General features: G+C 73.2%; 20 protein-coding genes and 1 tRNA gene. 14 read left to right on the top strand and 7 right to left on the bottom strand.

Going from position 1 to position 23,105, the window contains the following annotated elements; translation table 11 throughout:
* The first annotated feature begins 1 nt into the window (after window position 1).
* From WMF17_RS35600 to WMF17_RS35590, 3 genes are all read left to right on the top strand, one after another.
* A complete protein-coding gene (locus tag WMF17_RS35600) occupies window positions 2–511 on the top strand; it encodes a hypothetical protein (protein ID WP_437645476.1) in 510 nt (169 codons plus the stop codon).
* Complete coding sequence (locus WMF17_RS35595) at window positions 495–2,021, top strand: toxin TcdB middle/N-terminal domain-containing protein (RefSeq protein ID WP_437645474.1); 1,527 nt, start codon at window positions 495–497, stop codon at window positions 2,019–2,021. Before WMF17_RS35600 ends, WMF17_RS35595 begins: the two co-directional genes overlap by 17 nt.
* Before the next feature lie 188 nt (window positions 2,022–2,209).
* On the top strand, window positions 2,210–3,082 hold the full coding sequence (locus tag WMF17_RS35590) for a sulfurtransferase (protein ID WP_437597817.1): 873 nt from the start codon (window positions 2,210–2,212) through the stop codon (window positions 3,080–3,082).
* 43 nt (window positions 3,083–3,125) lie between these two features.
* On the opposite strand, the gene WMF17_RS35585 is transcribed toward WMF17_RS35590, so the two are convergent.
* A complete protein-coding gene (locus WMF17_RS35585; RefSeq protein WP_437597816.1) occupies window positions 3,126–4,253 on the bottom strand; it encodes an arginase family protein in 1,128 nt (375 codons plus the stop codon).
* A gap of 355 nt (window positions 4,254–4,608) precedes the next feature.
* On the opposite strand from WMF17_RS35585, the gene WMF17_RS35580 reads away from it, so the two are divergent.
* From WMF17_RS35580 to WMF17_RS35560, 5 genes are all read left to right on the top strand, one after another.
* The gene (locus WMF17_RS35580; RefSeq protein ID WP_437597814.1) at window positions 4,609–5,175 is read left to right on the top strand and encodes a TetR/AcrR family transcriptional regulator; all 567 of its coding nucleotides are present in this window, start codon (window positions 4,609–4,611) and stop codon (window positions 5,173–5,175) included.
* Window positions 5,172–6,044 carry an SDR family NAD(P)-dependent oxidoreductase gene (locus WMF17_RS35575; RefSeq protein WP_437597813.1) on the top strand — a complete coding sequence of 291 codons (873 nt, stop codon included), beginning with the start codon at window positions 5,172–5,174 and terminating at the stop codon, window positions 6,042–6,044. Before WMF17_RS35580 ends, WMF17_RS35575 begins: the two co-directional genes overlap by 4 nt.
* Window positions 6,001–6,513 carry an SDR family NAD(P)-dependent oxidoreductase gene (locus WMF17_RS35570; protein ID WP_437597812.1) on the top strand — a complete coding sequence of 171 codons (513 nt, stop codon included), beginning with the start codon at window positions 6,001–6,003 and terminating at the stop codon, window positions 6,511–6,513. Before WMF17_RS35575 ends, WMF17_RS35570 begins: the two co-directional genes overlap by 44 nt.
* The gene (locus WMF17_RS35565) at window positions 6,510–7,583 is read left to right on the top strand and encodes an MBL fold metallo-hydrolase (protein WP_437597811.1); all 1,074 of its coding nucleotides are present in this window, start codon (window positions 6,510–6,512) and stop codon (window positions 7,581–7,583) included. Before WMF17_RS35570 ends, WMF17_RS35565 begins: the two co-directional genes overlap by 4 nt.
* Window positions 7,584–7,716: 133 nt before the next feature.
* Entirely contained in the window at window positions 7,717–8,355 is a 639-nt protein-coding gene (locus WMF17_RS35560) for an aldo/keto reductase (protein WP_437645472.1), read from the top strand.
* Here the strand turns inward: WMF17_RS35560 and WMF17_RS35555 are convergent.
* From WMF17_RS35555 to cobT, 4 genes are all read right to left on the bottom strand, one after another.
* The gene (locus WMF17_RS35555) at window positions 8,288–9,283 is read right to left on the bottom strand and encodes a hypothetical protein (RefSeq protein ID WP_437645470.1); all 996 of its coding nucleotides are present in this window, start codon (window positions 9,281–9,283) and stop codon (window positions 8,288–8,290) included. The two genes, WMF17_RS35560 and WMF17_RS35555, sit on opposite strands and share 68 nt — an antisense overlap.
* Before the next feature lie 371 nt (window positions 9,284–9,654).
* Window positions 9,655–10,251: a histidine phosphatase family protein gene (locus tag WMF17_RS35550; RefSeq protein ID WP_437597808.1), complete on the bottom strand. Its 597-nt coding sequence runs from the start codon at window positions 10,249–10,251 to the stop codon at window positions 9,655–9,657.
* Between the two features lie 17 nt (window positions 10,252–10,268).
* Window positions 10,269–11,036: an adenosylcobinamide-GDP ribazoletransferase gene (locus WMF17_RS35545; protein WP_437597807.1), complete on the bottom strand. Its 768-nt coding sequence runs from the start codon at window positions 11,034–11,036 to the stop codon at window positions 10,269–10,271.
* Window positions 11,033–12,130: a nicotinate-nucleotide--dimethylbenzimidazole phosphoribosyltransferase gene (gene cobT, locus WMF17_RS35540; protein WP_437597806.1), complete on the bottom strand. Its 1,098-nt coding sequence runs from the start codon at window positions 12,128–12,130 to the stop codon at window positions 11,033–11,035. Before cobT ends, WMF17_RS35545 begins: the two co-directional genes overlap by 4 nt.
* Window positions 12,131–12,324: 194 nt before the next feature.
* On the opposite strand from cobT, the gene WMF17_RS35535 reads away from it, so the two are divergent.
* From WMF17_RS35535 to WMF17_RS35525, 3 genes are read left to right on the top strand one after another with little or no spacing between them, the layout of a single operon-like run.
* Window positions 12,325–13,065, top strand: coding sequence for a hypothetical protein (locus WMF17_RS35535; RefSeq protein ID WP_437597805.1), 741 nt, complete (start codon window positions 12,325–12,327; stop codon window positions 13,063–13,065).
* The gene (locus WMF17_RS35530; protein WP_437597804.1) at window positions 13,062–15,152 is read left to right on the top strand and encodes a TonB-dependent receptor plug domain-containing protein; all 2,091 of its coding nucleotides are present in this window, start codon (window positions 13,062–13,064) and stop codon (window positions 15,150–15,152) included. Before WMF17_RS35535 ends, WMF17_RS35530 begins: the two co-directional genes overlap by 4 nt.
* Complete coding sequence (locus tag WMF17_RS35525) at window positions 15,149–16,465, top strand: hypothetical protein (protein WP_437645469.1); 1,317 nt, start codon at window positions 15,149–15,151, stop codon at window positions 16,463–16,465. Before WMF17_RS35530 ends, WMF17_RS35525 begins: the two co-directional genes overlap by 4 nt.
* 64 nt (window positions 16,466–16,529) lie before the next feature.
* Here the strand turns inward: WMF17_RS35525 and WMF17_RS35520 are convergent.
* Both WMF17_RS35520 and WMF17_RS35515 read right to left on the bottom strand, forming a co-directional pair.
* A tRNA-Ala gene (locus tag WMF17_RS35520) sits at window positions 16,530–16,602 on the bottom strand.
* A gap of 115 nt (window positions 16,603–16,717) precedes the next feature.
* On the bottom strand, window positions 16,718–17,887 hold the full coding sequence (locus WMF17_RS35515) for an acyl-CoA dehydrogenase family protein (RefSeq protein ID WP_437604335.1): 1,170 nt from the start codon (window positions 17,885–17,887) through the stop codon (window positions 16,718–16,720).
* Window positions 17,888–18,209: 322 nt separating this feature from the next.
* Here WMF17_RS35515 and WMF17_RS35510 point away from each other — a divergent pair, with 322 nt between their 5' ends.
* The 3 genes from WMF17_RS35510 to WMF17_RS35500 are packed head-to-tail and all read left to right on the top strand — an operon-like array spanning window position 18,210 to window position 23,049.
* Window positions 18,210–19,259 carry a RimK family alpha-L-glutamate ligase gene (locus WMF17_RS35510; RefSeq protein WP_437597800.1) on the top strand — a complete coding sequence of 350 codons (1,050 nt, stop codon included), beginning with the start codon at window positions 18,210–18,212 and terminating at the stop codon, window positions 19,257–19,259.
* On the top strand, window positions 19,256–20,011 hold the full coding sequence (locus tag WMF17_RS35505; RefSeq protein ID WP_437597798.1) for an enoyl-CoA hydratase/isomerase family protein: 756 nt from the start codon (window positions 19,256–19,258) through the stop codon (window positions 20,009–20,011). Before WMF17_RS35510 ends, WMF17_RS35505 begins: the two co-directional genes overlap by 4 nt.
* Window positions 20,008–23,049 carry an ATP-binding protein gene (locus WMF17_RS35500; RefSeq protein WP_437645467.1) on the top strand — a complete coding sequence of 1,014 codons (3,042 nt, stop codon included), beginning with the start codon at window positions 20,008–20,010 and terminating at the stop codon, window positions 23,047–23,049. The genes WMF17_RS35505 and WMF17_RS35500 overlap by 4 nt, the downstream gene beginning before the upstream one ends.
* Window positions 23,050–23,105: the final 56 nt, after the last annotated feature.

The raw sequence follows: 23,105 nt of genomic DNA, 5'->3' as shown, positions 1-23,105 counted from the left end.
CGTGCCCGACGACCCGGCGCGCGTCGCCTGGGCGCCGGCGGTGGAGTACAGGACGTACTGCCGCGCTGATCGGCAGAGCGGCGAGCGGCGATGCGGGCCTGTGCAGTGCGGGGTGCAGCCGAACGGCCGCGCCGGCTGCAAGCTGGACAGCGACACGGCCGAGGACGCGGCGCTGCCGGTGGCGCTGATCCAGCAGCAGCCGTACGTGACGATGCCGGTGCAGCGGTGGACGCCGGGGACGCGGCGCGCGCCCTGGATCGCGCCGGCGACGGGGACGGTGCGGCTCGAGGGGTTGCTGTTCGTGCCGGGGACGACGCCGGTGACGCTGCTGGTGCAGGGGGTGCATCGGCTGCTGTACAAGCAGCTGTACGTGGCGCCGAGCAGCGCCGGAGCCGCGGCACCCATGACTGTGGACCTGGCGGTCGAGGCCGGCGAGCCGATCTACGTCGCGTTCTACGCGAAGGCGTCGCCCGACCACGGCGGGCGCGGGCCCGGTGGGAGGAGGCTATAGCTTCGGCAGCACGACGACGGATCTGGAGCTCGTCGATCTGAACGGCGACCGCTTCCCGGACAGGGTGACGCGCGAGGGCGTGGTGCTGAGCACGGGCCGGGGGTTCGGTCCGAGCGCGTCGTTCTCGCTGCCGGAGGCGCTGCGGCGGGTGGAGCACCGGACGGTGCGGCTGAGCGGCGAGCTTGCGTCGCTGACGTTCAGCGCGGGAGACGAGGAGGAGCAGACGCTCAACAAGACCGACAGCAAGGGGCGTTCGCAAGGCTACCTGCGCACGAGCTTCAGCGCCGGGACGAGCTACGGGCTATCGGCGGCGCACGTGGAGCTGCTCGACATCAACGGTGATGGGCTTGTCGACCAGGTGGCGCAGAACCCCGAGAGCGGGCAGATGACGGTGGCGCTGAACCTGGGCTACCGGTTCACGGCGCCGGTGCCGTGGCAGCGGGACGCGTTCAACAAGGCCAGCTTCAACGCGGGCGCGCTGAACGATGCGCTCGGCGAGGTGCTGGGCTTCTTCTCGGACGCAGCGGGCCCGGAGGCGGTGCGGCTGGAGGACACGGGGGCGCAGAGCATCGGGTTCGGGGCGAGCGCGGGCGGCTCCAGCGGCGGGGTGAGCGCGAGCGTGGGCGCGGGGATCGGCTACACGCGCACGACGGCGCGCACGATCGTGGACTTCGTGGACGTGAACGGCGATGGGCTGCCGGACAAGGTGATGAAGGCGCCGGAAGAGGCGTTCTTCCGGGTGCAGCTGAACCTCGGCGCGCGGTTCGCGGCGGAGGAGCACTGGCCGGCCGGCGACTGGGGAGTGGACCTCGATCCGCTGGAGTACGCGTTCATGGGGAGCGGCGACGCGGTGGGCTTCCGGCGCTCGGAGAGCCACGACGGCAGCGTGTCGCTGCAGGTCTGTTACTTCGTCTGCGTCGGCGGGTCGGTGTACTACTCGGAGGGAACGGGCGCGTCGCACCTCGGGTTCGAGGACATCGACGGTGACGGGCTGGCCGACCACGTGCTGAAGCGGGACGGCGACAGCGCGGTGCGGACGCGGAGGAACGAGATCGGCAAGGCGAACCTGCTGTGGCGGGTGCACCGGCCGCTGGGCGGGAGCGTGGAGATCGACTACCGGCGCGAGGGCAACCTGGTGGTGCCGAGGGAGGTCGCCGGGAATGCGCCGGTGGACGAGAGCGACGACCGCACGGCGGTGGTCGACATGCCGTCGAGCCAGTGGGTGCTGAGCGATGTGGTGGTGCGCGACGGGGTGGAGGGCGTGAGCGGCGCGCAGGGGGTGCACACGTACCGGACGCGGATCGAGACCTACGGAGATGGGATCTATCACCGCGACGAGCGGATGGACCTCGGGTACCGGCGTGTCACGACGACGGTGCTGGGCGAGGATGAGGATGGGAATGGGGTCTCCGCGATGTCGGTCGAGGAGGTCGATTACCGGAACGAGGACATCTACCGGCGTGGGCTCGTGGCGCGCTCGGCCCTGCGCGACGGCTACGGGATGCTCTAGACGGTGGAGGAGGTCGAGCACCGCCCCAACAGCAAGGTGGCGTCGACCGGTGCGGAGGCCCAGAGCGGCGCATTCGTCGCTGGCGCCGGGCGGTGGCCAGCTCGGGGGCGAGCGCGATCCGCGCATGCCCATCAGGGCTCCCGATCGCCGGGCTCCGCGGCCGACCGTGTGTTGCTACCATGCCCTGCATGCGCGCCCCCCTCTCCGTGCCCACCGGCCCCCTCCTCGATGTCCCCTGGCTCGCAGCGCACGCCGGCCACCCGCGCGTTCGCGTTGTCGACTGCCGCTGGTACCTCACCGGTCGCCGCGGCGCCGACGAGTACGCACGCGGGCACATCCCGGGCGCCGTGCACCTCGATGTCGACGCCGACCTCTCCGGGCCGGCGCAGGCAGGCCCCGGGCGCCACCCCCTGCCCGACGCGGCGGCGTTCGCGCGCGTGCTCGCCAGGATCGGGATCGCCCCTGACTCGCTGGTCGTCGGTTACGACGACGCGGGCGGCGCCATCGCGGCCCGGCTCTGGTGGTTGCTGCGCTACTTCGGCCATCCGGGCGGGCGCGTGCTCGACGGCGGCCTGGAGGCGTGGGCCTCCGCGGGACACCCGCTCTCGACCGACGTGCCCGCCATCGCGCCGGCGCCGCCGATGGAGCTCGCCGCCGGAGGCGCCACGGTCGTGGACAAGGCGGTCGTCGACAGGCTGCGCGGTGATCCCTCGGCGGTGATCCTCGATGCGCGCGCCCGCGAGCGCTACGAAGGGCAGAGCGAGCCCGTCGACGCGCGCCCGGGCCACATCCCCGGGGCGCGCTCGGCCCCGTTCGCGGAGAACCTCCGCGCGCCCGCCGGGCCCTTCCGCGAGCGCGCCGAGCTCGAGCGGCGCTACCGCGACCTCGGCGCGATCGAGGCGAGCACCGTCGTCTGCTACTGCGGCTCCGGCGTCACCGCCTGCCACGACCTGCTCGCGCTGGCGATGCTCGGCCGCGCGGACGCGATCCTCTACGAGGGCTCGTGGAGCGACTGGGCCCGCGACGCCTCCCTGCCCGCGGCGAAGGGCGCCGAGCCCTGAGCGGCGTCAGGCGAGCGCGCGTGCACCCGGCGAGCGCGCGATGTCAGGCGAGCGCGCGGCCGACGACCGCCTCGATCGTCTCGCGCAGGTAGCGCACCGCCAGCGCGAGCGTGCGGGCCGAGCTCTCCGGCGTCGGCTGGAGCGCCGGCGCGACCTCCATGACATCGCCGCCGAGCAGGCCGACCTCGCGCCCGAGCCGGCGGATGAGCGCGACAACGAAGTCGGGCGAGAGGCCGTCCGGCTCCGGGGTCCCGGTGGCATCGGCAAACGCGGCGTCGGTGCCATCGATGTCGTTCGAGAAATACACGCCCTCGACGCCGGTGCTCTTCACGTGCGCGACGATGGCGTCGAGCGCCGCCGCAGGATCGGCGCGGCACTCGGCCGCCCAGAACTGCCGCACGCCGTAGCGGCCCTCCCAGTGCTCGCGCGGCTTCTGGGAGGCGCGGACCCCGACCTGGGTCAGCCGGCCGCCCCGCCCGACAAGCTCGTTCGCGTGGTACGACCAGGTGGCGAAGCAGTACGCAACCCCGAGCCGCTCCTCGAGGAGATCGGTGTGCGCGTCGGGCTGGACGATGCCCCACGGCCGCTTCCGCGCGCTCTGCACGCGCGAGAGGGCGCGCGCGACCGGCAAGGCCGTGGAGTGATCGCCGCCGAGCACGATGGGCGCGACGTCGGGGTTGATCGAGAAGACGAGATCGAGGGCGCGCTCGGCGATGGAGAGCGGCGAGACAGGCAGCCGGGACGAGAGCGCCTCGGGCACGCCGGGGTACAGGGCGCGGCGCGACGCGGCCTTCTGGGCCTCCGAGAGCATGTCGTCGTGCAGGAGCTGCGGCACGACGAACACGTCCCCGATGTCGACGAGGCCGACGTCGCGCGCCCGCTCGGGGAAGTCCGGGAAGGCGTCGAGGAGCGCGGTCCGGATCGCCTGCGGGCCCATGTTGGACCCGCGGAGGAACCCGGCGCCGACGTCGGAGGGGATGCCGAGCAAGACGGCGCGCGCGCCGGCGATGCGGTCGAACGACGCGCGGAACCGGGCGAGGACCTCCTCCTGGGTCGTGGCGCCGTAGAGCCGTCGCTGGACCTCGAGCTGCTGCGCGCGCCCGGTCGAGACGAGGTAGAGGCCTCCAGCCGCCGGACGCAGCAGGAGCGCGAGCTCTTCGTGCGGGGTCATGCCCGACGAGGGTACGCGCCCCTCAGGAGGCCGCCAGCGAAAGGGCGGGCGCAAGGAGCGGGAAGCGCTCGGTCGCGAGGTGATGGGCCAGTACGTTGTGGCCGCCCGAGTTCGTCCTGGCTCATCGCGCGCGGGGCGCTCTTGCAGTCCCCGAGGGCCCGGCGTCGCCCTCGCCCGTGCGCGATCTGCTGGTGTTCACGTGGAACCTCAGAGGCAACCAGCCGAGCTCGTGCCCGACGTCGAGCCGCGCACGAGCGAGCGAATCATCCGCCTCGGCCTCTCCGACTTCGCGGACCAGTCCTGGGACCATCGGGAGCATGTTGACAGTTGATGCATAAGTTGTCACAATGTCTTCATGCGAGCGACGACGACAGACGACGAGGCGGCCGCCCGCCGCGCGAGGATCCTGACCGCCGCGCGCTGGTGCTTCCTCAACTTCGGCTTCGCGAAGACGGCCTTCGAGGACATCGCCAAGCGCGCCGGCCTCTCGCGCACGCTGCTCTACAGGATCTTCAAGGACAAAGAAGACATCTACCGGGCCGTATTCGTGGACTGGCTGGTCTCTCGGCACCCCGCCGCGAAGGAGGCGGCGAACGGCCCGGGGAGCGCCTATGAGCGCTTGCTCAGCGTCTGCCGTCTGCTGGCGCTCGAGCCCTGGGCTGAGATGGTCGGGGCACCGATGGGGAGCGATTTCATCGAGGCGTGCGAGCGCATCGATCCCGAGAGCGAGGCACTTTATCGCAAGATCGCGCTCGAGTGCGTGGCCGCCATCTTGGGCGATGAGGCGAGCGCCGAGGTCTTCCTCCTCGCGCTCGACGGGTTGCTCGCGGACCAACCGTCGATGGAGGTGCTGGAGCAGCGGACGCAGCTCCTCGCAGCGCGCTTCGCTCCTCGCTCGTCGAAGAAAGGAGCGCGGCCATGACAGCGGCACCTGAAATCCAAGAGATCGCCATCATAACCGGTGCGTCTACCGGCATCGGCGCGGCCACGGCACGCGAGCTGGCTCGGCGGGGGTTCCACGTCCTCGCGGGTGTCCGGCGCGACCGGGACGCCGACGCAATCCGGGGGCCAGGTATAGAGCCGCTGATCCTCGACATCACCAACCCGGACCACATCCGGGCGCTGGCGACTCGGGTGCACGGGGACCCGCAGGGCCGGGCAGTGCGGGCCCTGGTAAACAACGCCGCCATGGCGGTCAACGCACCGGTCGAGGTCTTCGCGATCGACGAGTGGCGACGCCTGTTCGAGGTCAACCTCTTCGGCCACATCGCCGTTACCCAGACACTCCTGCCGGCCCTGATCCGCAGCAAGGGTCGCGTGGTCAACATCAGCTCCGTGGGCGGCAAGGTCGCCATGGCCACCTATGGTCCGTACGCAGGCACGAAGTTCGCGCTCGAAGCGGTCAGTGACTCCTTGCGACGCGAAATCGCCCCGCTGGGCGTCCAGGTGGTCGTGGTCGAACCGGGCGCCGTGCGAACGGAGATGCCCGGCCGGGCGATCGCCAGCGCCCATGAGGTGACGTCGACCATGACGCCCGAGCAAAGCCAGCGCTACGGCGGGCTGGTGCAAGCCATCATCGCGCAGACCGCCTACCACACCAAGTCGGGCCTGCCCGCTGACGCTGCGGCCAAGGTGATCGCCAAGGCAGTGACGGCGCGCAAGCCGCGCACTCGCTACACCGTCGGCCGCGAGGCCGCACTCCTCACCTTGGTGCGCATCCTGCCCGACCGGATACTCGACCTCCTCTTTGCCGCTGCTCTGCGTCCCCACTTTCCCAAGGAGAGCAAGTGAGCACCCGAACCTCGACATCCTTCTCTGCGACCTGTCGCGGATGGCCGACGTGAAGCGCGCCGCCGAGGAGTTCAAGGCCAAGCACGATCGGCTCGACGTCCTCGTGGACAACGCGGGCGCCACCTTCAAGAAGCCGACGATAGGGCCCGACGGGTTGGAGCTGACGTTCGCGCTAGACCACCTCGCGTACTTCCTGCTCACGACGTCGCTGCTTGCCCTCATCCGCAAGACCCCCGGCGCGCGCGTCGTGTCGACCTCAAGCTCCATGCAGGCGCGCGGAAAACTCGACCTCGCGAAGACACCGACCTCGCCGGAGGCGGCGTCGCTCAAGGGCGAGTACATCTCGAAGCGACGGCCGGCGACCCCGCAGAAGCAGGCGATGGATCCGAAGCTCGCGGCCGACCTGTGGACGTCGAGCGAGAAGCTCGGCGCCGAGGCGGCGGCTCGGGCGGCGAGAGGCAACGCATGAGCTTTCATGGTCTTCGTCTGGAACGAGTTCGTTCGTCGAGGCAGTTCGACGGCGACGTCTTTCGTAACCCGCTGGGTCCGTGGAGGGCGTCGACGACCGGAGTTCTTCCGATGCTCCCCGAGCTCCTCTTCGGGGGGGCTCGACGTAGACCGAAAGCTCCCTTGCCGACGACGCGCCCCCATGAAGCATGGGGTCGTCCGGTCAGCTCCGGGCTCCGCACGACGTGGCTCGGCCACAGCACCGTGCTCATCGAGATCGACGGCTATCGAGTCCTGACAGATCCCGTCTTCGGCGAGCGGGCATCCCCGGTCTCCTTCGCGGGCCCGAAGCGCTTTCACCCCGTGCCGGCAGGGCTCGGAGAGCTACCTCCGCTCGATGCCGTGGTGCTCTCCCATGACCACTACGACCACCTGTGTGCGACCACGATCGCCGGTCTCGCTCGCATGCCGGCGATCCCGATCGTCACGTCGCTCGGGGTGGGGTCGCACCTCGAGCGGCTGGGAATTGCGCCAGAGCGCATTCACGAGCTCGACTGGGGTGAATCATGCGACGTTCGCGGGTTGCGCTTCATCGCGACCCCAAGCCAGCACTACTCAGGTCGCAGCCTGAGCGACCGGGACGCGACCCTCTGGTCGTCATGGGTCATCCAGTCAGATCGGCACAAGGTCTTCTTCTCGGGCGACACGGGGCTGACCGAACAGTTCCGCGAGACGGGCCAGATGTACGGGCCGTTCGACCTCGTCATGCTCGAGATCGGCGCGTTCTACCCAGGCTTTGAGGCCATTCACCTGGGGCCCGAGAACGCGCTCAAGGTGTTGCAGATGCTGGGCGGCGGGACCTTGCTGCCGGTGCACTGGGGTACCTTCGATCTTGCGCTCCACGCGTGGGATGAGCCTGCGGAGACGCTCGTGCGACTCGCGGCCGAACAGGGCCTACGGGTTGTCACACCGAGCCTCGGCCAGGTCGTCGAACCCTCGCAGCTCGATGCTCCAACGCCGTGGTGGCGAGACCTCAGGTCGAGGGAGGCGCCTTTCCGCCCCTTGGCCGAGCAGCTTCAACCGCACCCGTGACAGCTACGGGTGACCCGATGTCCAACTCAACCAATGACCCATCGAGAACTGCGGCTGCCCTGGACGAGACGGAGAAGGTGCGTCTGGGCAAGACGAACGTCCTCGTCTCGCGCCTCGGCGTAGGCACCGCCGCGTGGTGGAAGAACAAGTACATCAAACCTCTTCGGCAGCACAGAGCTCGCTCTGGTACCGTCGCCCGGAGTTCGATGGCGTGCTTGACGCGTGTCGGGAGCTCGGAGTCACTCCAGTCGGGTTCATGCCTCTGGCGATGGGCCTCCTCTCTGGAAAGTACCGCCCGGGAGATGTCCCACGGGACTGGGTCCGCCGCCGGCTCACCGGGGTGTTTCGGCCAACGGAGATCGCCGCGGCCGGGGCGAGCACGGCGCGCCTGGAGGCGATCGGCGCCAAGTACGGGAAGACGCCCGCGCGGGTCGCGCTGCGGTGGGTGATCGAGCAGGGCGTGATTCCGATTCCAGGAGCGAAGGACGCGAAGCAGGCGAGACAAGACGCGGGCGCCCTGACGTTCTCGCTCACTCGAGACGAGGTGCTCGAGCTTTCCGAATCGGCTTCTGCTTGGGTTCAACGGCCCAACTGGAAGTTCGGACCAGCGCTCGGCGCTCGGTATAGCCGTCATCCGAGCATCCGCACACCTATCTCGCCGCCGACCGCAATGCAAGGCGCTCGGGGCCGCCCTCCACCGCGCTTCACTCCTTGGTGCCGAGCTTCACCACCGTGTTCCGTGCGTTCGATTGCGGCCCCGGCTCCACGGTGATGCTCTTCATGAACAGGTCGGGATGGTAGTCGGCGAGGAAGTGCTCGATCATCTTGCCGAGCGGAGTCTGCCTCCCGACGTCCACGGACAGGGTCCCGGACACCAGCCATGACAGCGCCTGGACGCCAGGAAAATTGGCAATCCAGGCGGTTCCTTGATTGACGATGCCGGCCCCACGGATGAGGGCGAGCGGCAATGGCCCTTTCTTGAGATAGGCCTCGATTCGCCTGAAAGCGAACTCGAGAATGTCGCTCGCGAAGTATTTGACACCCTTTGGTCGCTCGATTTCTCCGATGTTGAACGAAGAGTCGTTCGTGTCGTAGTTCACGGTCAGGATGCGGCCGAACGAGACCACAGTCCGCGTCCGTGTCCGCGTGGTGACTTGCAGCCCCTTCTCCACGGTGTAGTCCTGCGCCACCGCGTCCACCATGTCATCGTTCCGCACGCCACGCCGGGGCAGCTCGGAGCTACCGAACAGGGAATCGCGCAGGTAGGCAGTGCCCCATGCCAATGCAGCGACGGTGGCAACGGTTGTCAGCAGCGGCTGCGCCGTGCCTTCACCCGGTGATGATGGCCCTTCGCCGGGAGCGCGTGGCGCGGCAGCGCCCTGCCCCCCCGCCGCCGGCCGCGCCGTCGTGGCCGGATGCGGCGGCCTCTCGGCGCGCGCCTTCGGGTGCGGCTTGGCTTGCACCACGGTGGCCGGGTGCGGCGGCCTCTCGGCGCGCGCCTTCGGGTGCGGCTTGGCTTGCACCACGGTGGCCGGGTGCGGCGGCCTCTCGGCGCGCGCCTTCGGGTGCGGCTTGGTTTGCACCGCGGTGGCCGGGTGCGGCGGCCTCCCCTCCGGCTTTCCGCGCGCGGTCGTCGAGGGTGCCGCGGTCGCCGCGCGGTCCGGCATCGATGGGTCAGGCTCCGAAGCGCTCGGCATCATCGTCTCCCGCTATCCTCGAAAAGCAGACCCGCGATCCCGACTCGCGTCAATCACGTCGACCTGGCGCCGCCGGAGAACTTGTGCGCGCGGCATGAGCCCCGTCTGGTGCGAGTGACGAGCTCGGCATGACCGCTCCGAAACGCAAGCCCAACGAATAGGCATTCGCGGGACTGCGCCGGGACCTCGCCGCCGCTGCTGCTCAGGCGCAGTCCCGCGAACGCCTATTCGTTGGTCCCGGGTTGGGTCCATGCCTTCCGAGGGGGTGCGATCCGTCGTCACGCTGTCCCAAAATCCCGGGGGATGCGACGGATCGCGACGGTTCGCCCCCGCGGAACAGTCCTGCCAGGATTTCTGATGCGCGGAACGGGCGACTAGCGGGCTTCCAGCGAAACGGCGGACGCCGGCAGGGGGAAGCGCTCGGCCGCAAGGTACGGGGCAGGCGCGCTCATCGCCTCGATCCACGACGCGCCGCAGGCGACGACGCGGAGGGCCCGCAGCACGCCCGCATGTGCGACCAGGAGGTGCGGGGGCGCCCCGCACGCCGGAGAGAGCGCGCACCAGAACGACCGCACCCGGGCCTCGACCTCGATCGCCGACTCGCCCCCCGGCGGCCCGGCGCGCTCCCAGCCGTCGAGCCACGCGGCATACGCGACCGGATCGTCGCGCTCGATGTCCGACCAGGCGCGCCCCTCCCAGGCGCCATAGGCGATCTCGACGAGGCGCTCGTCGACCGCGTGCGCCACCCGGAGGCGCGCCGCGAGCTCGGCCGCGGGGAGCGCGCAGCGGGAGAGCGGCGACGACCAGACCACGCCGGGGCGGAGGCCGAGGTCGCCGAGCGCGCGCTCGATCGCGGTCGCGGCGCCGTCGGGGGAGAGCTCCGCGGCGACGTCGAGGCGGCCGTAGCAGACGCCGGAGAGCGGGACCGGGGCGTGGCGGAACGCGATGAGGCCGAAGGGGAGGGGATCCATGCCGGCGCGCCCGCGGCTCAGCCGCCCCGCGCGAGCGCGAGGGCGAGCAGCGCGGCGCACTCGGCGATCTGCTGCGTCGCGCCCAGGAAGTCGCCGGTGAGGCCGCCGACGCGGGCGCGGAAGCGGAGGCCGCAGACCGCGGCGGCGGCGGCGGCCGCGCCGAGCATGGCCGCCGCCTCGGCCGCCGAGATGACCCCGGCGGTGTGCGCGGCGGCGAGCGCGAGCGCCGGCCAGAGCGAGCCGAGGAGCGCCTGCGGGAGCGCCGCCCGCGCGACCGGCCGGCTGCGCGAGCCGCCCTGGGTCACGTAGGGCAGCGCGACCATCAACCAGATCGGCGGGGTGCGCGAGAGGCACTGCGTCAGCACAAGCGCGACCGGCGCCGCGGCGTCGAGCCGCGCGAGCAGGGCGATGCGCAGCACGAGGACCACGATCAGCGCCGCGGCGCCGAACGAGCCGATGCGGCTGTCCTTGAGGATCTCGAACACGCGCGCGCGATCGAAGCCGCCGCCGAGCGCGTCGGCCGTGTCCGCGAGGCCGTCCTCGTGGAAGGCGCCGGTGAGGAGCAGGCCCAGCGCCACGACGACGCTGGCCGCGACGAGCGCGCCGCCCCCGTCGACGAGCAGCCACACAGCGGCCTGGACGGCGCCGAGGACGGCGCCCACGAACGGAAACCAGGCCGAGGCCCAGCGCCAGTCCGCGTCGGCATAGGGGAAGCCGCCGACCGGAACGCGCGTGAGGAAGGTCGTCGCCGCCCGGGCGCCGCGCAGGACCGGCGGCATCGTCATGGAGTCCCGGGCGGCGCGCGGTCGGGCACGTTCGCGCTCGCGAACGTCGCCATGCCGGCGTGGAGGGCGCACGCGGCGTCGAGGAGGGGCAGCGCGGCCAGGGCGGCGCTCGCCTCGCCCAGCCGCATGCCGAGATCCAGCAAGGGGCGGGCGTCGAGCGCCGCGAGGACGTGGGCGTGGCCGCGCTCGGCCGAGCGGTGCGCGAAGAGCATGCCCGCCCGCGCCTGGAGTTCCATCCGGACGAGCGCGAGCGCCGCCGCCGAGACGATGAAGCCGTCGACGAGCACCACCATCCGCCGCTCGATCGCCCGCGCCATGGCGCCCACGAGCGCGGCGATCTCCTTTCCGCCGACCGCCCGCACGATGCGGTGCGGATCGGGGCGCTCGGCGCCCGGGGCGCCCTGAACCCGCCGCGTCGCGTCGCGCACGACCTCGATCTTGCGCGCCAGCGCGTCGCCCCCGACGCCCGTCCCCGCCCCGACGAGGTCCTCCGGGGCGAGCCCGAGGAGCAGCGCCGCCATGGCGGAGGCCGCCGTTGTGTTGCCGATGCCCATCTCGCCGAGCAGGACGACGCGCGTGTCGCCCCCGAGCGCGTCGATCTCGGCGGCGCCGGCGCGGAGCGCGCGCTCGTAGACGGCCTCCGAGAGCGCGTCCTCGACCCGCAGATCGCCGATGGGATCGTCGGCCACCGGGTCGCGCCGCAGCCGCGCGCCGGCGCCGCCGACGTCCACGCCGATGCGCTCGTACGGGTGGGCGACGCCGACGTCCACGACCCGCAGCTCGACCCCGAGGTGCCGGCAGAGCACGCTGGCGGCGGCGCCGCCGCGCACGAAATTCGCCACCATCGCCGCCGTGACCTCGGCCGGGTAGGCCGACACGCCGTGCCGGGTGACGGGGTGATCGGCGGCGAACAGCACCGCCGCCGCAGGCCGGCTCGCCGGCCTCCCGCCCTGGATGCCCGCGAGCGCGACGGCGAGATCCTCGAGCGCTCCGAGGCTGCCGCGCGGCTTGGTCAGCGTGTCCTGCCGCGCGCGCGCCGCGGCGAGCGCGCCCGCGTCGAGCTCCGGGAACACCCAGGGAGGCGAGAGGTCCATGTTTCAGGTTTTCTACTCTCCCGCGGGAGGCCGGGGAAGCGCGTTGACCGTCCCTGCAGCCCGTGATAGCGGCCCATCCGGCCGAAGAGGTACCTCGCGGGAAGCGGGGAGATGGAGATCCTCCCCGGAACGGGACAAGCCGGTCGCCGCCGGCGCGGAGATCCACGGCGCCAGCTCGCTCGAACAGGTCCAGGATGTCGCTGCGCGCCCTCTTCGTCTGCCTCTGCTCCGCCGCCGGCGTCCTGTCCGGGTGCGGCGGCGTCGACGCGCCCCCGGACGACGGCTCCGGCGAGCCCGCCGCCGCTGCGGGCGGGGGCGGCTCGTGCCTCTCCGGCGGCCACGGCGGCGCTCCTGGAGCGGGGGCGGCGTCGTGCGACGGTCCGGGCGCGCGCTTCGCGACGAGCGTGGTGTCGGCCTGCCTCGGGGCAGTGCAGGGGTTCGGCCAGGACCGGGCTCCGGACGTCGTCCTCGGCCCGCCGAAGGGCGCCGGCTGCTGCGGCGGCTCGCTGGATGTGCTCTCGCTCGGCGACGGCGGGTCGATCGTGCTCGCGTTCGAGGGCAACGCGATCATCGACGGGCCCGGGGCCGATTTCCTTGTGTTCGAGAACGCCTTCGAGCGCGGCGGCGACGCCGCGAGCGTGTTCGCCGAGCTCGCCACGGTCGAGGTGAGCGAGGACGGCGTCGCCTGGGCGGCTTTCCCCTGCGCCGCGGATCGCTATCCCTACGACGGCTGCGCCGGGTGGCACCCCGTGCACGCCAACCCCGACGAGAACGACGTCGACCCGCTCGATCCGTCGTCGGCGGGCGGCGACCCGTTCGATCTGGCCGAGATCGGGGTCCCGCTCGCCCGCTTCGTGCGGATCACCGATCGCGCCGGCACGCCCGACGTCTTCGACCTCGACGCGGTGGGCATCGTCCACGCGCTGTGTCCGTGAGGCGCCCCGGGGGGCTCGCCTGCGCGGCGCTCCTGGCCGTCGCCGGCCTCTCGCCGAGCGCGCAGGGGGAGGAGGCGGGCGCGGGCGACACGGCGAGCGGCGGCGCGCGCGGAGGCGGCGCGCGCGAAGCAGGAGACGACGGCGGAGCCGCTCCGGCCGCAGCTGCGCCGGCCCGGCCGCGCGGCCGGGCGCTCGAGGTGCGCGTCGAGGGGCAGCGCGCGTCGACCTCGGCCGCGCGGGATCCGACCGCGGCGTCCCACGTGATCCGCGGCGACGAGCTCCGCGCGCCGGGCGCCGCGGCGTCCGCGGTGCTGAGCCGCGTCCCCGGCCTGCAGGTCTCCCGGACAGGCGCGGCGTCGGATATCGCGACCGCGTCCATCCGGGGCGCGAGCAGCGCCGAGACGCCGGTGTACCTCGCGGGCGTCCGGCTCAACGACGACGTGACCGGCACCGCCGATCTCTCGAGGATCCCGCTCTGGATGATCGAGCGCGTCGAGGTCTACCGGGGCAACGCGCCCGAGCACGCCGATCGCCTCGGGATCGGCGGCGCCATCTTCTTCGAGCCGTCGCTGCCGCGCGCACCCCGGGCCTCCGTGGGGCTCGGCGCGGGCAGCTTCGGCGAGCGCGCGGCGTGGGCGTCGGTGGGCCTCGGCGACGAGCGCGCGGGCGCCGTGATCGCGCTCGGCCGGCGCGCCGCCGACAACGACTACCTCGTCACGGACAGCCGGCTGGGGCGGGCGCTGCCCAGGCCGAACGCCGACGCCGACGCCTACGACCTCTGGAGCATCGGCCGTTACAAGCTGCCCGGGGGCGGCAGCGTCACGGCGATCGGCAACGGCTTCGCGCGCGACCAGGGCGCGACAGGCCTCTCGGAGACGCCGGCGCGGGCGGCGCGGACCCACGTGCAGCGCTGGCTCGGCGCGGTCAACGCGGTCGCCCCGTGCGCCCGCCCGCCGGAGGGCGGCCTCGACCGGTGCCGCCTCGAGCTCACGAGCTCGGCGATCCTCTCGAGCCAGGTCGTCCGCGATCCGCGGGGCGAGCTCGGCCTGCTGTCGCCGCTCGTCGCCAGCGCCGGCGCGCGCGGCGCCGGGCAGGCCGCCTTCCGCTACCGCCCGGCCGACGACCTCTCCCTCTCGGCCTCGGCGGCCCACGAGCGCGAGCTCCTCGCGCTCGATCGCGCGGGCGAGGCGCCGCTTCGCGCGTCGCGCGCGACGTCCCGCGCCTCGGTGAGCCTGCGCTACGCGAAGGGCCCGTCGCTCGAGGGCTACGCCCTCGGCGCCGTGGAGCTCCACCGGACGAGCCACGGCGGCGCCGGCGCTCCCCTTCGCGCGCTCGAGCCGAGCGGCCGCCTCGGCGCCCGGCTCCGCCTCGCGGGCGGCGGCGTCTCGCTCTTCGGGAACCTCGGCCGCTACGTGCGCGTCCCCGTGCTCGGCGAGCTCTACGGCAGCTCCCCGATCGTCATCGGCAACCCGGAGCTCGCGCCCGAGCGCGGCCTCTCGGCCGAGCTCGGGGTGCGCCTCGCCGCGGCGGCGCCGCGCGCGCGCGCCGAGATCGCCTGCGAGCTCCTCGGCTTCTCGCGCTTCGCCTCGGGGCTCGTCGCGCACCGCCCCGCGTTCGCCGGCGTGCTGCGGCCGTACAACGTCGCGAGCGCGCGCGTCCTCGGCCTGGAGCTCACGGCTTCGGCCTCGGCGCTCGATCACCTCCGCGCCGGCCTCGCGCTCACCGCGCTCGATCCGAGGGACACCTCGCCGGGCCGCGCGATCGCGAACGATCTCATCCCGTTCCAGTCGCGCCTGGTGGCGGCGCCGTCGCTGGAGGTGTACGCGGAGCCCGCGCGGCTCGGCGTCGACCGCGCCTCGCTCTCGGCGCGGCTCCTCTACCGCGCCTCGCGCGTCGGCGATCCCGCGGGGCTCCGGCCGCTGCCGGAGCAGGCGACGGCCGACGTGGAGCTCGCGATCCTCGCGCTCCGGCGGCGGCTCTCGGCGCGCTTCGCGATCACGAACGTCCTCGCCGCGAGGACCTTCGATCTGCTCAACCTCGAGCTCCCCGGGCGGAGCTTTCACGCGGCGACGGAGGTGTGGTGGTGATGGCGTCTCGCTTCGACCTGGGACGGGGGGCGGCCCCCGGGGCTCCCTCCCTGAAGATCCTCGCCGCGGGGGCGGCGTGCGCGCTGCTCGGGTGCAACGCGCCGGAGCCGCCGCCGAGCACCGGCGGCACGGACGTCGTCGCGGGGCCGTGCGGGCGCGGCGCCGTCGTGGTCAGCAGCGACTACCTGTCCACGAACGTCAGCCTGGTGAGCTGGGACGGCGCGGTGCTCTCCGCGTCGATCGTCTCGTCGGGCTCGAGCTCGCCCGGCCTCGCCTCGCCGCTCTCGGGGGATGTCCTCGTCCCGACGGCGCCGGTCCGCGGGGATCGGCTGGTGCTCCTCGACCGCGCCGCGTCCGTGCTCACGTGGGTCGACGTCCGGAGCGGCGAGGTGCCGGGGCAGCTCGCCGTCGCCACCGCGTTCCGCGCGAACCCGCAGGACTACGTCGAGGTCTCGCCCGGGAAGGCGTACGTCACGCGCCACGAGCCGAACCTCGACCCGGCCGCCGCGCCGATCGACGGCGGCAGCGACGTGCTCGTCGTCGACCCCGGCGCCCGCGCGATCGTCGGCCGGATCGACCTCGCGCCCGCCCTGGCCGGGGAGGATCCGGCGTTCTACCCCCGGCCGGGCCGCGCGGTGCTCGTCGACGACAGCCTCTACGTGCTCCTCGTGGCGACCTCGCTCGACTTCAGCGCGTCGGCCGAGTCGCGCCTCGTCGAGATCGACACGCGCAGCGACGCGATCCGGGAGGTCACGGTGCTCGACGGGCTCCACGGGTGCGGGGGGCTGGCGGTGTCCGCGGGCGGCTCGCGGCTCGCGGTCGTGTGCACCGGGACGTTCGGCCGCGACGCCGCGTCGAACGCCGGCGAGGCGGGCCTCGTCGTCCTCGCGCGCCGCGAGGGCACCCTCGTCGAGGAGGCGCGCTGGACGGCCGCCGAGCTCGGCGCGGGGACGCCCGGCTTCTCGGTCGCCTTCGCCGCCGAGGACCGCCTCCTGCTCGCGACGCTCGGCCGCGACGCGCTCAGCGAGGGGGGCCCGGTCGACGACACCCTCACGACGGTCGCGCTCGCCGCCTCCGGACCGGCGCGCGGCGAGCCCGAGGTCCTGCTGCGCTCGACGGAGCTCCCGTCCTCCCTCGGCGAGGTGCGCTGCGCCGAGGCCTGCGGGCGGTGCCTCGCCGCGGACGCCGAGACCGAAGGGGGCGTCGTCCACCGCTTCGACGTCGGCGAGGGCAGCCGCGCGGTCGTGCACGCGGCCAGCATCCACGTCGACCCGCGGGTCGGTTTGCCGCCGCGCTACCTCGGCGCGTTCTGAGCGAGCACGCCGGCAGGCAGGCGCGGCGTGCCGGACTCCCGCGGGAGTCCTTCGGTCCTATCGGTGGAGCTGAGGGGGATCGAACCCCTGACCTCATGACTGCCAGTCATGCGCTCTCCCAGCTGAGCTACAGCCCCGGTCGTTGGGAGCGGCAGATGTACAGCCTCCCGCTCGGCTTGTCTCTACTTTTTTTCGACCGGCGCGTTTTTTATGTCCGTGAGCGTCGGTTGGCGCCGTTCGCGCGGGCGGCCCTCAGAAGTTCATCAGCTTCGCCAGGTAGTACTTCATCGTCTCGGTCGTCCCGCCGCCGATGCGCAGGAGCCGCTGATCGCGCCAGGCGCGCGCGATCGGGAAGTCCTCGATGTAGCCCCAGCCGCCGTGGAACTGCAGGCAGGTGTCCACGACGTCGTTCGCCACGTCGCCGGCCAGGATCTTCGCCATCGAGATGAGCTTCACCGTGTCGAAGCTGATCGGCACCTTCCGCACGTACCGCTCGTCGTTGTAGTGGTCGACGCACTTGTAGGCGAACGCGCGCCCCGCCTCGCAGCGCGTGTACAGGTCCACGAACTTGTGCTGCCACGACTCGCGCTTGATGATCGGCTTGCCGAACGCCACCCGCTCGCGCCCGTAGTCGACCGTGTTGTCGAGCGTCATGAACGAGCTCGCGATCGCGCCCACCGCGGCGACGAGCCGCTCGGTCTGGAAGTTCTGCATCAGGTAGGCGAAGCCCTGGTCCGGCTCGCCGAGCAGGTAGCGCCGCGGCACCCGCACGTCCTCCAGGAAGAGCTCCGCCGTGTCCGAGGACTTGTTGCCGATCTTCTTCAGCTTCTTCGCGACGCTGAAGCCGGGCAGCGCCGTCGGCACGAGGAAGAACGAGCAGCCGTGGGCCCCCTTGTCCGGCGACGTCTTGGCGAGCAGCGTCACGAAGTCGGCGCGCGTCCCGTTCGTGATGAACGTCTTCTGCCCGTTCAACACGTAGTCGTCGCCGTCCTTGCGCGCGGTCGTCCGGATCCCGGCCACGTCGCTGCCGGCCGCCGGCTCCGAGACGCCGAGCGCGGCGATCTTGTCGCCCGCGAGCGCCGGCCTGAGGAACTCGTCGATCTGCTCCTTCGTGCCGATGTCGCTGATCACCGGCGTCGCCATGTCGCTCTGCACGAGCAGCCCCATCGAGACGCCCGCCATCGTGCAGCGCACGAGCTCCTCGGCCTTCGCCGCCGAGAACCAGTAGTCGAGCCCGGCGCCGCCGTGCTCCTCCGGGAAGTGCGCGCCGAGGATCCCGAGCTCGCCGGCGCGCTTGAACACCCAGCCGGGAAAACACTCCGACGCCTCCCACTCCTCCACATGGGGAGCGAGCTCCTTCTCTGCGAAGGCCCGCACCGTCTTCCTGAACTGCTGATGTTCCTCCGTGAACGGCTGCCACATCGCGAACCCCTCCTCGTCGGCGGACCGAAATAATTCGTACACGAAACATTTTCCAGCGCAAGCGCCGCTCTTCACCCGCGCTTCCGCTCGCGTCCGGTCCGCCGCATCGAAATCGAACGGAGCCGCATGGGGCCGCATGGAAGCCGCATGGAAAACGAGGGCCGATGGCGCGGCGCGCGACGCGGGGCAGGCAGCGCGGGCGGTGGGGGCGTTCGAAGAACCGCGCCGAACACGCTGAACGCGCCGGACCCGAAGCGCGAAAAATGAATCCACTCGCGCTCCCATCCACGCAGTCTGCGGGCTCTGCTAGCCTCCGGGCCACATGCGATTCCTCGTCCTGTCGCGCAACGCGTCCCTCTATTCGACGAGCCGGATCGTGCTCGCGGGGCGCGCGCGCGGTCACGACGTCAGCGTCATCGATCCGCTCGATTTCCAGATCGTGGTGTCGAGCGGCCGCCCGTCGCTGCTCGTCGGTGGTTCGGCGGTGCCCCGCTTCGACATCGTGATCCCGCGCATCGGCGCGAGCATCACGAACTACGGCCTCGCCGTCGTCCGGCAGTTCGATCTCATGGGCGTCCCGGTCCTGAACGGCGCCGTCTCGATCGCGAGGAGCCGGGACAAGCTGCGCGCGCTCCAGCTGCTCACGCGCCGCAAGCTCAACGTGCCGATCACCGTCTGCGCCAGGAACCCGGCCGGCGTCGAGGCGGCGCTCTCGCTCGTCGGCGGCTGCCCGGCGATCGTGAAGCTCCAGCAGGGGACCCAGGGCATCGGCACCATGCTCGCCGAGACGCCCCACGCCGTGCACGCGCTGCTCGAGACGTTCTGGGCCATGGGCCAGGACATCGTGCTCCAGGAGTACGTGCGCGAGTCGAAGGGGCGCGACATCCGCGTCATCGTCGTCGGCGGCCGCGTGGTCGCGTCGATGCGGCGGGTCGCCAAGCCGGGCGAGTTCCGCTCGAACCTCCACCGCGGCGGCAAGGGCGACCGGGTGAAGCTGCCGCGCTCCTACCGGAGCGTCGCGATCCGCGCCGCGAAGGCGATGGGCCTCGAGGTCGCCGGCGTCGACATGCTCGAGGCGCGCTCCGGGCCCAAGATCCTCGAGATCAACAGCTCGCCCGGGCTGGAGGGGGTCGAGCGCGCGAGCGGCGTCGACGTCGCGGGCGCGATCATCAGCTACGCCGAGCGGTACGCCGAGGAGCAGCGCGGCCTCAGCCGCCGCACGCTCGAGGCGCGGATCGCCGACGTGATCCACGACGAGCGCATGCCGGTGCCGCGGCGGTTCAGCCGCGCGGTGGAGAACGGGGCGGGCGCGAGCCGCAGGAAGCCCCCGGCGCTCACGAACGGGAGGGGCGCGCGGAGGGCCGTCTCGTGACCCTCGGGGTCGAGGCGGCCGGCGACGCGGTCGTCCTCACCATCGATCGCCCCGAGCGCAGGAACGCCATCGACAGCGTCTTCGCGAGGCGCCTCGGCGAGGCGGTCCGCCTCGCCGGCTCGGACCCGCGCGTGCGCGGCATCGTGATCGCCGCGACGAGCAGCGACGTCTTCGTGGCGGGCGGCGACATCCGCGAGCTCTCCGCGCTCGCCGCGGGCGGCGCGGAGGGCGGCGAGATCCTCGCGATGTTCGAGGGCCTCGCGGCGCTCGAGGAGAGCGAGGTGCCGATCGTCGCCGCGGTGCAGGGCGACGTGCTGGGCGGCGGCTGCGAGCTGCTCCTGCTCTGCGACTTCGTCCTCGTCGAGGAGCACGCCGCGCTCTCGTTCCGCCACGTCAAGATGGGCCTGTCGCCGGCCTGGGGCGGGTTGACGCGGCTCTGCGAGCGGGTGGGGCCGCTGCAGGCGTCGCGGCTGCTCCTGACGGCGGAGAAGATCAGCGCCGCCGAGGCGCTCCGGATCGGCCTCGTGAGCGACGTCGTCGCGACCGGCACGGCGCGCAGCCGTGCGATCGCGCAGGTGAACCGCATCGCCCGGAGCCCGCGCACCTCGGTCGCGGCGATGAAGCGGGCGCTCTGCAAGGTGCGTGAGGCGCTGCGCGCCTCCGCCGTAGAGGTCGAGCGGCGGGCGTTCGCCGAGCAGTGGAACGGCCCGGAGCACCGCCAGGCGATGGATGCGTTCCTGAGCAAGACGTGACCGTGGCCCAGGGCGGAGGGGGCGGAGCGGAGGACCCGGGCGGCGCCGAGCCGACGCCGAGCGCCGCGCCTGCGCCCGGCAGCGCCGAGCCCGCGCCCGGCGGCGCCGAGCCCGCTCCGGAGAGCGCGCTGCACCCGCTCGTGCCGCCGACGATCGAGCACTTCATCGGCCGCCGCCCGCACCTGCGCGCCCTGCATCGCGCCGCCGCGTCGCTCTTCATGGAGCGGCCCATCTCCGTGCTCGTTCGCGGCGGCGCGGGGATGGGCAAGAGCGCGCTCATCCACCACTTCCTGATGGGGCTCCGCCGCGACAAGGGGCCGGTCGTCCTGCGGGGGCGCTGCGCCCTCGGGGCGACCGAGTCCTACAAGGCCTTCGGGGGCGTCATGGAGTCGCTGAGCCGGTTCCTCCGGCGCGTCTCCGCCGACGAGGTGGAGCGCCTCCTGCCGCGCGACGTCCGCGCGCTCGTCCGGGTGTTCCCGGCGCTCTCGCGCGTGCCCGCCGTCGCGTCCGCGCCGCGCGTGAGCGAGTCGCCCGACGCGCAGGAGCTGCGGCAGCGCGCCTTCGCGGCGCTCCGGCAGCTGCTCTGGCGCATCGCCGAGCGCAGCCCGCTCGTCGTGGCGATCGAGGACCTCCAGTTCTGCGACGCCGACAGCGTGGCGCTCCTGCTCGAGCTCACGCGGCCGCCCGACGCGCCCGCGATGATGTTCCTCGGCAGCTACCGGACCGACGACGTGGCCACGAGCGCGCCGCTCCGCGCGCTGCTCGACGGGATGGGGCCCGCGCGCCCGGCCGCCGGGGAGAGCGAGGCCGCCCCCGGCGGTCGGGAGCGGGTCGAGCCGCCGCGCGGGGACGGCGAGCTGCGCGAGATCGAGGTCGGCCCGCTCTTGCCGCTCGAGGCCGAGGAGCTCGCGCTCGCGCTCCTCTTCGCGCGCGACGAGGGCACCCGCGCGCGGGCGGACGCCGTCGCCCGCGCGTCCGGCGGCAACCCGCGGCTGCTCGGCGAGCTCGCCCGCGACGCGCAGGAGCCGGCGGGCGAGGCCGGCGCGCAGGGCGACGCCGCGCTGGACCGGGCGCTCAAGGCGCGGCTCCACCGCCTGCCGGAGCAGGCGCTCCGGCTGATCGAGGTGATCTCCGTCGCCGGCGAGCCGATCGACGCGGCGGTCGCGGCGCGCGCGGCGAAGCTCGAGGACGAGGAGCGCGCGCCGGCGATGACGCTGCTGCTCACCGAGGACCTCATCGTCGCGCGGCGCGCCGGCGAGGGCGAGCTCGTCGAGGCGTCGCACGACCTCGTGCGCGCGTCCGTGGTCGGCCGGCTCGGTCCAGAGCAGCTCGCGGCGCGGCACCGGCGGCTCGGGCGGGCGCTCGAGGCGCTCGGGACGGCGGACGCCGAGACGCTGTCGCGGCACTGGCTCGGCGCGGGCGACGCGGCGCGGGCGGGGCGGCTCGCGGCGCTCGCGGCCGAGCAGGCGGCCGAGGCGCTCGCGTTCGAGCGCGCGGCGCGGCTCTACGAGCTCGCGCTCGGCCTGCTCTCGCGCGAGGCGGAGCTCCCGGAGGCGGAGCGGCGCGCGCTCGGGGTGCGGTGCGCCGATGCGCTGGTCAACGCGGGCCAGGGCGCCGAGGCGGCGAGGCGCTACGCGGCCGCGGCGGAGGGGGCGGACAGCGCGCGGTCGCTCGAGCTCCGCCGCCGCGCCGCGGAGCAGCACCTGCGGAGCGGGCACATCGACGAGGGGCTCGATCTCGTCCGCGCCGTGCTGAGGGCGGTCGGCCTATCGTTCCCGGAGACGCCGCGGCGCGCGCTCGTGGCGTTGCTCCTGCACCGGGCGGAGCTGCGCCTGCGGGGCCTCCGGTTCCGCGAGCGGTCCGAGGCGGAGGTGCGTCCGGAGGATCTCGCGCGCATCGACGCCTGCTGGACGGTGACGGTGGGTCTGTCGGCCGTCGACATGGTGCGCTCCGCCGAGTTCTCGGCGCGCGCCCTGCTGCTCGCGCTGCGCGCCGGCGAGCCGTACCGCGTCGGCCGCGCGCTCGCGTTCGAGGCCTCGTCGGCGTGCATGATGGGGGCGCCGGGCCGGGCGCGCGCGGAGGAGCTCGTGGCCGCGGTGCGCGCGCTCGCGGAGCGGCTCGACAGCCCGCACCTCCTCGGCCTGTCGATGATGGTCTCGGGCATGCTCGAGGCGTTCACGGCGGGCCGCTGGAAGGCGGCGTTCACGTGGTACGAGCGGGCCGACGAGCTGCTGCGCGACCGCTGCACCGGCGCCGCCTGGGAGCTCGTGACGACGCAGGTGATGACGTCGTGGATGCGGTATTACCGCGGGCAGATCGACGCGCTCGCGCGGACGATGCCGGCCGTGCTCCGGGGGGCCGAGCAGCGGGGCGATCGCTATGCGGCGGCGATCTTCAGCGTGCAGGCGGTGTGGGTGGCGCTCGCGTCGGACGACGTGGCGGGCGCCCGCGGCGCGGTCCTGGGGGCGCTGTCGAGGTGGACGACGTCGGGGTTCCACCTCGAGCATTTCGTGGGGCTGCTCGGCGAGACCTACGTCGACCGGTACGCCGGCCGCGCCGGCCCCGCGATGAAGCGGCTCGCGGAGGCGTGGCCGGCGATCGAGGGCTCGATGCTGCTGATGATGCAGAACAGCCGGGTGATGGCCCACGTGGAGCGCGCGAGCACGGCGCTCGCTGCCGCCGAGGGGGCGACCGATCCCGAGCCGCTGATCCAGGCGGCGCTGCGGGACGCCGCCGCGCTCACCCGGGAGCGGATGGCGTGGTCCGACCCGTTCGTGCCGCTCCTCCGCGCGGGCGCGGCGGAGCTGCGCGGCGAGCGGGACGAGGCGATCCTGCAGCTGGAGGTGGCGGCGGCCGGGTTCGACGCGGCGGACATGCCGCTCTACGCGGCGGCGGCGCGGCGTCAGTCGGGCGAGCTCTTCGGCGGCGAGAAGGGGCTGCAGCGGCTCCTCGAGGCGGACGCGGTGATGGCGCGGGAGCGGATCAAGAGCCCGGCGCGGTGGACGGCGATGCTGGTGCCGGGGTTCGGGCGGAGGTAGCGGGTCGGCTGGGGCTGAGCCGCGCCTTTCGGCGGGCGGCGCGGGTCAGGCGGGCC

The sequence above is a fragment of the Sorangium sp. So ce362 genome (assembly GCF_051519845.1).
Lineage (GTDB): Bacteria > Myxococcota_A > Polyangia > Polyangiales > Polyangiaceae > Sorangium.
This window is presented reverse-complemented; position numbering and strand designations above follow the sequence as displayed.

What these genes read in the sequence shown, in the direction of transcription:
- WMF17_RS35555 (WP_437645470.1), bottom strand. Translation starts at nt 9,283, where the DNA reads ATGATGCCGAGCGCTTCGGAGCCTGACCCATCGATGCCGGACCGCGCG.
- WMF17_RS35550 (WP_437597808.1), bottom strand. Translation starts at nt 10,251, where the DNA reads ATGGATCCCCTCCCCTTCGGCCTCATCGCGTTCCGCCACGCCCCGGTC.
- WMF17_RS35510 (WP_437597800.1), top strand. Translation starts at nt 18,210, where the DNA reads ATGCGATTCCTCGTCCTGTCGCGCAACGCGTCCCTCTATTCGACGAGC.
- WMF17_RS35580 (WP_437597814.1), top strand. Translation starts at nt 4,609, where the DNA reads ATGCGAGCGACGACGACAGACGACGAGGCGGCCGCCCGCCGCGCGAGG.
- WMF17_RS35585 (WP_437597816.1), bottom strand. Translation starts at nt 4,253, where the DNA reads ATGACCCCGCACGAAGAGCTCGCGCTCCTGCTGCGTCCGGCGGCTGGA.
- WMF17_RS35565 (WP_437597811.1), top strand. Translation starts at nt 6,510, where the DNA reads ATGAGCTTTCATGGTCTTCGTCTGGAACGAGTTCGTTCGTCGAGGCAG.
- WMF17_RS35515 (WP_437604335.1), bottom strand. Translation starts at nt 17,887, where the DNA reads ATGTGGCAGCCGTTCACGGAGGAACATCAGCAGTTCAGGAAGACGGTG.
- WMF17_RS35535 (WP_437597805.1), top strand. Translation starts at nt 12,325, where the DNA reads ATGTCGCTGCGCGCCCTCTTCGTCTGCCTCTGCTCCGCCGCCGGCGTC.
- WMF17_RS35590 (WP_437597817.1), top strand. Translation starts at nt 2,210, where the DNA reads ATGCGCGCCCCCCTCTCCGTGCCCACCGGCCCCCTCCTCGATGTCCCC.
- WMF17_RS35575 (WP_437597813.1), top strand. Translation starts at nt 5,172, where the DNA reads ATGACAGCGGCACCTGAAATCCAAGAGATCGCCATCATAACCGGTGCG.
- WMF17_RS35545 (WP_437597807.1), bottom strand. Translation starts at nt 11,036, where the DNA reads ATGACGATGCCGCCGGTCCTGCGCGGCGCCCGGGCGGCGACGACCTTC.
- cobT (WP_437597806.1), bottom strand. Translation starts at nt 12,130, where the DNA reads ATGGACCTCTCGCCTCCCTGGGTGTTCCCGGAGCTCGACGCGGGCGCG.